This window comes from Myxococcota bacterium, from assembly GCA_039030075.1.
Classification (GTDB): domain Bacteria; phylum Myxococcota_A; class UBA9160; order UBA9160; family SMWR01; genus JAHEJV01.
Window position 1 is genome coordinate 37,976 of record JBCCEW010000037.1, and the last position, 7,453, is coordinate 45,428.

Below are 7,453 nucleotides of genomic sequence, written 5' to 3' on the forward strand. Positions count from 1 at the left end.
CTTGGGCCCAAAACAGGAAAGGGACCGCCATGTCCAGCTCCGTTCATCCCGCGATCGCCGTCGGCCACGTCGCCGTCATCACCGGCGGTGCCAGCGGCATCGGCCTCGCCACCGCGGAACGTCTCGTCCGCGAGGGGCTCCGCGTCTGCGTCGCCGACCGCGACGAAGAGGCGCTTTCGGCGGCCGCGGACCGACTGGGCGCGGTAGGCGAGGTGCTCACCGAGTCGGTCGACGTGTCGGACGCCGCTTCGGTGGATGCGCTCGCCAACCGGGTGGCCGACCGGCTGGGCCCCGTGTCGGTTCTGATGAACAACGCGGGCGTCGGCGGCGGGGGTGACGCGCTCTCGAACCCCGAGGGTTGGCAGCGGGTCCTCGGCGTGAATCTGTTCGGCGTGATCCACGGGGTACAGCGTTTCGTTCCCGAGATGGTGGCCAGTGATCGCCCGGGCCTCGTGATCAATACCGGCTCGAAGCAGGGCATCACCCAGCCTCCGGGCGATACCGCGTACAACGTGAGCAAGAGCGGCATCAAGAGCCTCACCGAGGGGTTGGCCCACACGCTGCATCAGCAGACGGAAGGTCGCGTCTCTGCGCATCTCCTCGTCCCCGGCTTCACCTACACCGGGATGATCCAGCGCTTCCTCAAGGAGAAGCCGCCGAGCGCCTGGCTGCCCGAGCAGGTGGCCGACTTCCTCTTCACGTCGCTCGAGCGCGGTGACTTCTACATCCTGTGCCCCGACAACGACGTGACGCGGGAGATGGACGAGAAGCGCATCCTCTGGAACACCTACGACATGATCGAGAACCGGCCGGCTCTCTCGCGCTGGAACCCCGCCTTCGAAGCGGAGTTCGAAGCGTTCATGAAGCGCTGAGGGGCGGGCATGCAAGGCACGGCTCCGATCCAGCTCTACAGCATGATGATCTGCCCGTTCGCCCAGCGCACGCGGATCCATCTGGAGTTGCTGGAGCTCCCCTACGTGCTCGAGGATCTCGACATCTGTGCGCCGCGCCCGGACTGGTTCCTGGCCTTGAATCCGGCGGGACAGGTGCCCGTGATCGTCCGCGGTGACGACGTCGTCTCCGACTCGAGCGTCGTCTCCGAGTACCTGCAGGAGATCGCGCCGTCGCCGTTGCCCTTCGGCACCTCGGCGGTCGAACGGGCGCGCCAGCGCGGGTTCGTCAAGTACGTCGACAGCCGTTTCCTACCCGCGATGTACCTGCTGCTCGCGGCGCGCACGCCGGACGAACGGGAGCAGCGCATCGCCGCCGCGCTCGAGACCTTTCGCTGGCTGGAGGACTTCCTCGTGACGCCTTCGAGCGGCACGCCCTTCATCAACGGCGAGTTCGGCGTCCCCGAGGTCGCGATCGCGCCCTTCCTGCTGCGCTACGAAGTCGTTCGCTACTACCAGGACTTCGAGCTTCCCGAGAGCGGCGCGTTCGATCGCGTGATCCGCTGGCGCGACGCGATGCTCGCCCTGCCGGTGGTCCAGAAGACGGCCGAGTCGATTCCCGATCTGATCAAGCTCTACGAGGACTACACGATCGGCTCCTACAACGGCGCGGTGCCGCCGGGCAAGGAGCGAAGCTCGCTCGATCTCGCTGCGCCGCTGGCGGAGCGGCCGATGCCCGGCCGCGCCGCGTCCGTGCGTTGAGCCCGAGCGACACCCGAAGGCAGGAGACCCCATGATCCGCGTTCCCGTTTGCATCATCGGTTGCGGCCCGATCGGGTTGACGGGAGCGCTGCTGCTCTCGCGCTTCGGCATCCGGACGCTGCTGCTCGAGCGCCGGGGGGCGCTCAACACCCATCCGCGCTCGCGCTTCGTCGACACGAACACGATGGAGCTGCTGCGCGAGCTCGGCGTCGAGAAGGAGGTCGAGGCGACGGGCCTCGGGCCCGACTGGACCGAGGTCGACCGCTGGGCGTTCACGCTCGCCGACCGAGAATACGCCCGGATCCCGAGCCCGACCTTCCACAGCGTTCCGCGTTCGACGAGCCCGTGCCTGCCCGTCATGACGGCCCAGGACCACGTGGAAGCCGCTCTGATCGCGAAGGTCCGCGCCGACCCGAACATCGACCTGCGATTCCACACCGAAGCACGCGACCTGGAGCAGATGGCGGACGAGACGCGGCTGCGAATCCATCAGCACGAGACCGGCGAAGAAGAGGAGGTCGTTGCGGACTACACGATCGGAGCCGACGGGCCCTCGACGTCGACGCGGGCGGTGATCGGCAGTGCGCTCGAGAGCGACCCGATGGCGATCCACTCCCAGGACGTCATCTTCGACGCCGATCTCTCGAAGTACGTGGGGGATCGCAAGGGCGCGCTCCTCTACGCGACGCCACGGCCCGGCATCGCCGTGATCTTCCAGCCCCTCGACGGCGTGCGGCGCTGGCGTTGCCAGGTGAACATTCCGACGCCGGAGTTGCTCTCCGAGGCCGAGACGATCGAGCGGATCAAGGAGGCATTGGGCACCACCGACGACGTCCCGATCCAGATTACGAGCCTCTCGCTCTGGCAGCCGACGCCCGGGTGCACCTCGCATTTCTCGAAGGGGCGCATCTTCATCGCGGGAGACGCGGCGCATGTGGCCGTCCCGACCGGTGGGCTGGGAAACAACACCGGCTTCGCGGGGATCCGGAACCTCGCCTGGAAGCTCGCCTTCGTCCTGCGCGGCATCTCGCCGGCGAGCCTGCTCGAGAGCTACCAGGAGGAGCACAAGCCCTTGGCCCTGTCGCGGATCGACGTGGGCGTGACGATCACCCGCGCCATGATCCCGATGATGTTCAAGGCGACGGGTGGCGAGGATGTTCGCGAAGACGTCCACGCGACGCGCTACTACGGCAACTACGACGGCGCGCTCCTCGGCTTCGAGCTGAAGTCGGATTGGATCGCGACGGAAGCCGCGCCTCCGCCGACCGTGGAAGACCCGATCACGGATTTCGTTCCGGTCGTCCGTGCCGGGCGCCGTGCACCGCACGTCTGGGTGGACGCAGCCGAGTCGACGTCGCTGCTCGACCGCTTCGGTGCGGGCTACGTGCTCGTCCTCGGCGCTCGGGTCGACGCGAAGCCCTGGGCCGATTGCGTCGAGGCGCTCGCCCGAACCGAGCTGCCCCTCTCGATCGAGATCCTTCCCGAGATGCCGAAGGAAGCGCCCTACGCCAATGACGTCCTCGTGCTCGTGCGGCCCGACGGCATCATCGCCGACCACTGGGGGGATGGCGCAGTCGCCGAGGCCCAACGACTCGCCCGTCTGTCCGAGCGCCTGCCGCTGGGGTAGGGGCTAGGCCACGCGGTAGCGGAGGGTCTCACCGCCCAGGAAGATCCGCAGGGCCGCCGCGCCCTCTCCGTCCCATTCGGGGGGCGACCAGGGCTCCGCGACGAGGCGCACGCGGCCCGGGTTCCGAGGCAACCCGTAGAAGTCGGCGCCGAAGTGGCTCGCGAAACCTTCGAGGCGGTCCAGGGCTCCCGCCGAGGCGAAGGCTTCGGCGTAGGCTTCGAGCGCGATGGGAGCGCTGTAAATCCCCGCGCAGCCGCAGTCCGACTCCTTCGCATGGCGGAGGTGCGGCGCGCTGTCGGTGCCGAGGAAGAAGCTCGGGTCGCCCGAGGTCGCGGCGGCGAGCAGCGCCTGGCGGTCGTGCTCCCGCTTCAAGACGGGCAGACAGTAGTGGTGCGGCCGCAGCCCCCCCGCGAACAGGGCGTTGCGGTTCAGGAGCAGGTGCTGGGGCGTGATCGTGGCCGCGACACGCGCGGGCGCAGCCCGCACGAACTTCGCCGCCTCGCGCGTCGTGATGTGTTCGAACACGACGCGCAGCGCCGGGTAGCGGTCGATCACCGTCGAGAGGGTCTCTTCGAGGTAGACGCGCTCCCGGTCGAAGACGTCGGTTTCGGGTGCGGTCGTCTCGCCGTGGACGAGGAGCGGTAGACCCGACGCGGCCATGGCCTCGAGGACCGTTCCGAGCGCGACGAGGTCCGACACCCCCTCCGAAGAGTGGGTGGTCGCGCCCCGCGGATACACCTTCACCCCGGCGATGTGCGGCGACTTTGCGGCGGCCTCCACCTCGGACACCGGCGTCTCGTCGGTGAGGTAGAGGGTCATCAGTGGCTCGAAGGATGCGTCCGCAGGACACGCGGCGAGGATCCGATCGCGGTAGGCGAGGGCGCGCTCGACGGTCGTGACGGCGGGCACCAGGTTGGGCATCACGATCGCACGCCCGAAGCGACGCGCGGTCGCGGGGACCACCCGCTCCAGGAGGTCGCCGTCCCGCAGGTGCAGGTGCCAGTCGTCGGGTCGGGTGATCTCGAGGGAGGTCGGGCTCTCGGGCACGGTGCGGGTGGCTCCGGTTCCCCGCTCGAACGCGAGGCGCGGCGAGCATACCCGCGGCCCGCGGCGCCTTCATCCCGACCGGGTCGACCGTTGGTGCTCCCGCCGGCGACCCAGCAGCCTCGTCAGCGCGAAACCGGCGACAAGCAGCACCCCGGCGTCCGGCTCGGGCAGGGTTTCGAGTCGGATCGAAACCCCGCCGCGGTTGTCGAGGACCTGGTCTTCGACGAGCGAGAAGTGGACGCGCTGTGGCTGCGTCAGGGTGAACGCGACCTGCTTCGAGGAGGTCCCGTCGAACGCCTGCTGGGCGCTACTCGCGGAGACCGGGAGACCGGTACCGAAGCCCGGGTCCAGCTCCGGACGCACCGCATACGCCGTTCCCCAGAGTGCGGCCGGACCCGGCGACCAGCCCAGGAAGCGGGCATCCGCGTCTTCCGCGGCGCTCACCAGGGTCAATTGGTAGTCCCCGGCTTCGAGAAAGACGCAGAGACCGTGATCTTCGTCGGCGGGGCTGCCGAAGCGGGCGGCGTCGAGGTTCAACACCCGCGGTACGAGGGGAAGGGTGCAGCCCGCCGTGTTCGCGATCTCTTCGTCGTCGAGGGCGCGGCGATAGAACTTCACGTCGTCGATGAGACCGTGGAACGGACGCAAGAGGTTCGTCGAAGCCCCCTGGCGCCAGAGACCGATCGCCATGGGATCCGGGAACGGGCTGCCCGGCTGGAGCGGGCCGTCGTTGCCCATCGAGCTGATCGGATTCTCCCCCGAGAACACCCCGTCGACGTAGAGGCGTGCGCGCCGGTCCTCGAGATCGCGGACGAGAACGATGTGGTGGGGGGCCCCATCGGACAGATCCGCGGTCCCGTGCGGGGGTTCCGTTCGACCCACACCGACGGTGTCGGCGAAGAAGCCCGAGCCGAAGCCCTCGGGCCGCAGCCGCAGCGCCCAACGCGAGTAGTTGGCCCCTGCGCCGTTGAGCCCTCCCAGGTCGTAGAGGTTGACGATCTCGCTGACGTCCCCGGGCTGCAGCGTGTCGGTCTGGAACCAGGCTTCGACCGAGAACGAGGCTTCGGGGTAGAGCTCGTAGTTGGGTAAGGCGCCACCGAAGTAGCTCGGCACCTCGATCCACTGGTCGGCCGCGGCGTCGAGGGAGAAGGCCTGGCCGCCCAGGAAGCTCGGCACGTAGGTCACGCCGTTGCGCGGCGTTCCGTGGCCGATGTCCCAGGAATCGTCGCCCGCGTCGTCGCCCTTCCAGCGACCGACGAGGCCGGTCTTGCTGACCGTGGGATCGGCGATCGGTGCGCAGAGGGCCCACACCTCGAGGCTCCAGAGCGGAGCGGTGTCGACCTGGGCGCGCGCGGTCCACCCGACGGGGGGGCCGCCGAGCACGTCGTCCTTCGGCCGGCTGATGCGCAGCGCGGCTTCGCCGGTCGAGAACCCGCGGACGATCGCGCTGCCGCCGATGGGCACCTTCCCGGACGGACAGTTCACGCTGAGGTCCTTGGGGGAAGCCGGGCTCTGTTCGCTCTCGACGCGAACCGGCTCGAGCATGATGGCGTCGGTGCAGATCGCCTCCACTTCGAGGCCCCACGCGCTGCTCGAGGTGGCGACCCCGTAGTCCTTCGCGCTGATGCCCATCGCGAGATCCAAGGAGCCGAGCGGCACGAACCAGCCGCTGCCGACGAGGGCCTGGCGCAGATCGGCGCCGATCGTACGGCCGCCGCCTCCCAGCGGGACCTTTCCGTTCGGGCAGTGGAACCCGTCGCCCTGCAGGGCGTCGATCGATTGGGGGAAGACCTGCGTGAGGTTCTCGTAGCCCGAGACCTCGCCACACAGAACGTCGACGCGCAGCTGCCAGCTCGCGCTCGTATCGACGATCTCGCGCGCGCCGCCGGTCCAGCTCGTGGTCGGCGGGCCTCCGGTCGGTCGCGTCTCGGTGATCGCGACGTCGCCGTCGGCGCCGATCGTGGCGGCGCCACCGCCGAGCGCGTGGGTGCCGGCGGGACAGCTGGCGGTGAGGGTCTTCGTGCTGCTGCTGTCGGTCGCGCTGACCACGGTCACGGTCTCGTAGTTGCGGACCGACGCGGCCGGAACGTTGAAGCGACGGATGCGAACGTGCTCGATCTGGGCACTGCCCGAGTCCTGAGTCGAGAGGTCGCCGAAGTGCACGGCGGTGGCGCTGCCGTTCGAGCGGAACTTGTCCCGGTCGAGGCTCGTGACCTCGGTGCCGTTGATTCGCAGCGATGCCCGGACTTCGTCGACGCGAACCTGATAGTCGACGAAACCTGCCGTGGTATCGAAGGCGTGGGTTCCCTGACCGGTGATCCCGCGCAGGAACACGCTGGCTTCGCCGAAGTAGGCGTCGAAGGCCTCGACGCCGTCGCGCACGCGCACCCCGAAGCCGGCTCCGAAGCTCCCCGTCGTCGAGGAGAGGATCTTCAGTCGGAGGTCGATCACGATCACGTCGGATTCGAAATCGAACTCGGGCGGCGTGATCGCGTAGTACTGGGAATTCGCCGGGTCGCCGGTGGCGCCGCCCGTGTCGCCCTGGGTCAGCACGCCGCCGGCGACGCTGTAGTTCGCCTCGGACAATCCATCGCTCGGTGCCGGATCGAGGAGCGTGTGGGAGAACCCCTGGGCGCTCGGCAGGGTCCCGAGGGCCGGGTCGTAGTCGATCTGCCAGCTCTGGGCAGACGCGGCCGCGGTCAGCCCGAGCACGGCCACACCGATCCGTGCCACCCCGAGGATCACCGCCCGCTGCCACCGGAGTTGCCTACCCTGCATGCGGGAACCGTAGGTGCGCGACGGGGCCGCAGAATGCTCAGACGCCGCTCAATCGGTGCTCATCCACCGCCCCGAAGCGCGAGCGCCGCTCCCGAACCCTCGCTGGAGAGCTCTCTTCGACATGGTCGACGCCGCGCGAAGCTTCATCGGACGAGGGGAAGAACTCTCCGCCCTCGCCGGAGCCGTCGAGCGCCTCGCGCGGGACGGAATCGGGGGCCTCTGCCTGATCGAGGGAGATCCCGGGATCGGGAAGACACGCCTCGCCCGGGAGCTCGCCGAGAGCCCGGAGGCGAGCGCGCTCCGGGTGGCCTGGGGGCGGGGCTGGGAGGCGGGCCGCGCGCCTTCCTAC

The 7,453-nt window shown here is 69.2% G+C and carries 6 protein-coding genes; 4 read left to right on the forward strand and 2 right to left on the reverse strand.

The window, feature by feature from the left end; genetic code table 11:
- Positions 1 to 29: 29 nt before the first annotated feature.
- Genes AAF430_25095 through AAF430_25105 form a run of 3 tightly spaced genes read left to right on the forward strand, consistent with a single transcriptional unit; the run spans position 30 to position 3,279 of the window.
- Entirely contained in the window at positions 30 to 872 is an 843-nt protein-coding gene (locus AAF430_25095; protein MEM7413533.1) for an SDR family NAD(P)-dependent oxidoreductase, read from the forward strand.
- Positions 873 to 881: 9 nt separating this feature from the next.
- Positions 882 to 1,652, forward strand: a complete 771-nt coding sequence (locus AAF430_25100) for a glutathione S-transferase family protein (GenBank protein MEM7413534.1) — start codon at positions 882 to 884, stop codon at positions 1,650 to 1,652.
- Between the two features lie 31 nt (positions 1,653 to 1,683).
- A complete protein-coding gene (locus AAF430_25105) occupies positions 1,684 to 3,279 on the forward strand; it encodes an FAD-dependent monooxygenase (GenBank protein MEM7413535.1) in 1,596 nt (531 codons plus the stop codon).
- A gap of 3 nt (positions 3,280 to 3,282) precedes the next feature.
- Here the strand turns inward: AAF430_25105 and pyrC are convergent, their stop codons facing one another.
- Together pyrC and AAF430_25115 are read right to left on the reverse strand one after the other, a co-directional pair.
- Positions 3,283 to 4,326, reverse strand: a complete 1,044-nt coding sequence (gene pyrC, locus AAF430_25110) for a dihydroorotase (GenBank protein MEM7413536.1) — start codon at positions 4,324 to 4,326, stop codon at positions 3,283 to 3,285.
- A 69-nt stretch (positions 4,327 to 4,395) separates the two neighbouring features.
- A complete protein-coding gene (locus tag AAF430_25115; GenBank protein MEM7413537.1) occupies positions 4,396 to 7,104 on the reverse strand; it encodes a LamG domain-containing protein in 2,709 nt (902 codons plus the stop codon).
- Positions 7,105 to 7,225: 121 nt separating this feature from the next.
- On the opposite strand from AAF430_25115, the gene AAF430_25120 reads away from it, so the two are divergent.
- A partial coding sequence (locus AAF430_25120; GenBank protein ID MEM7413538.1) for an ATP-binding protein occupies positions 7,226 to 7,453 on the forward strand: 228 nt, incomplete at its 3' end.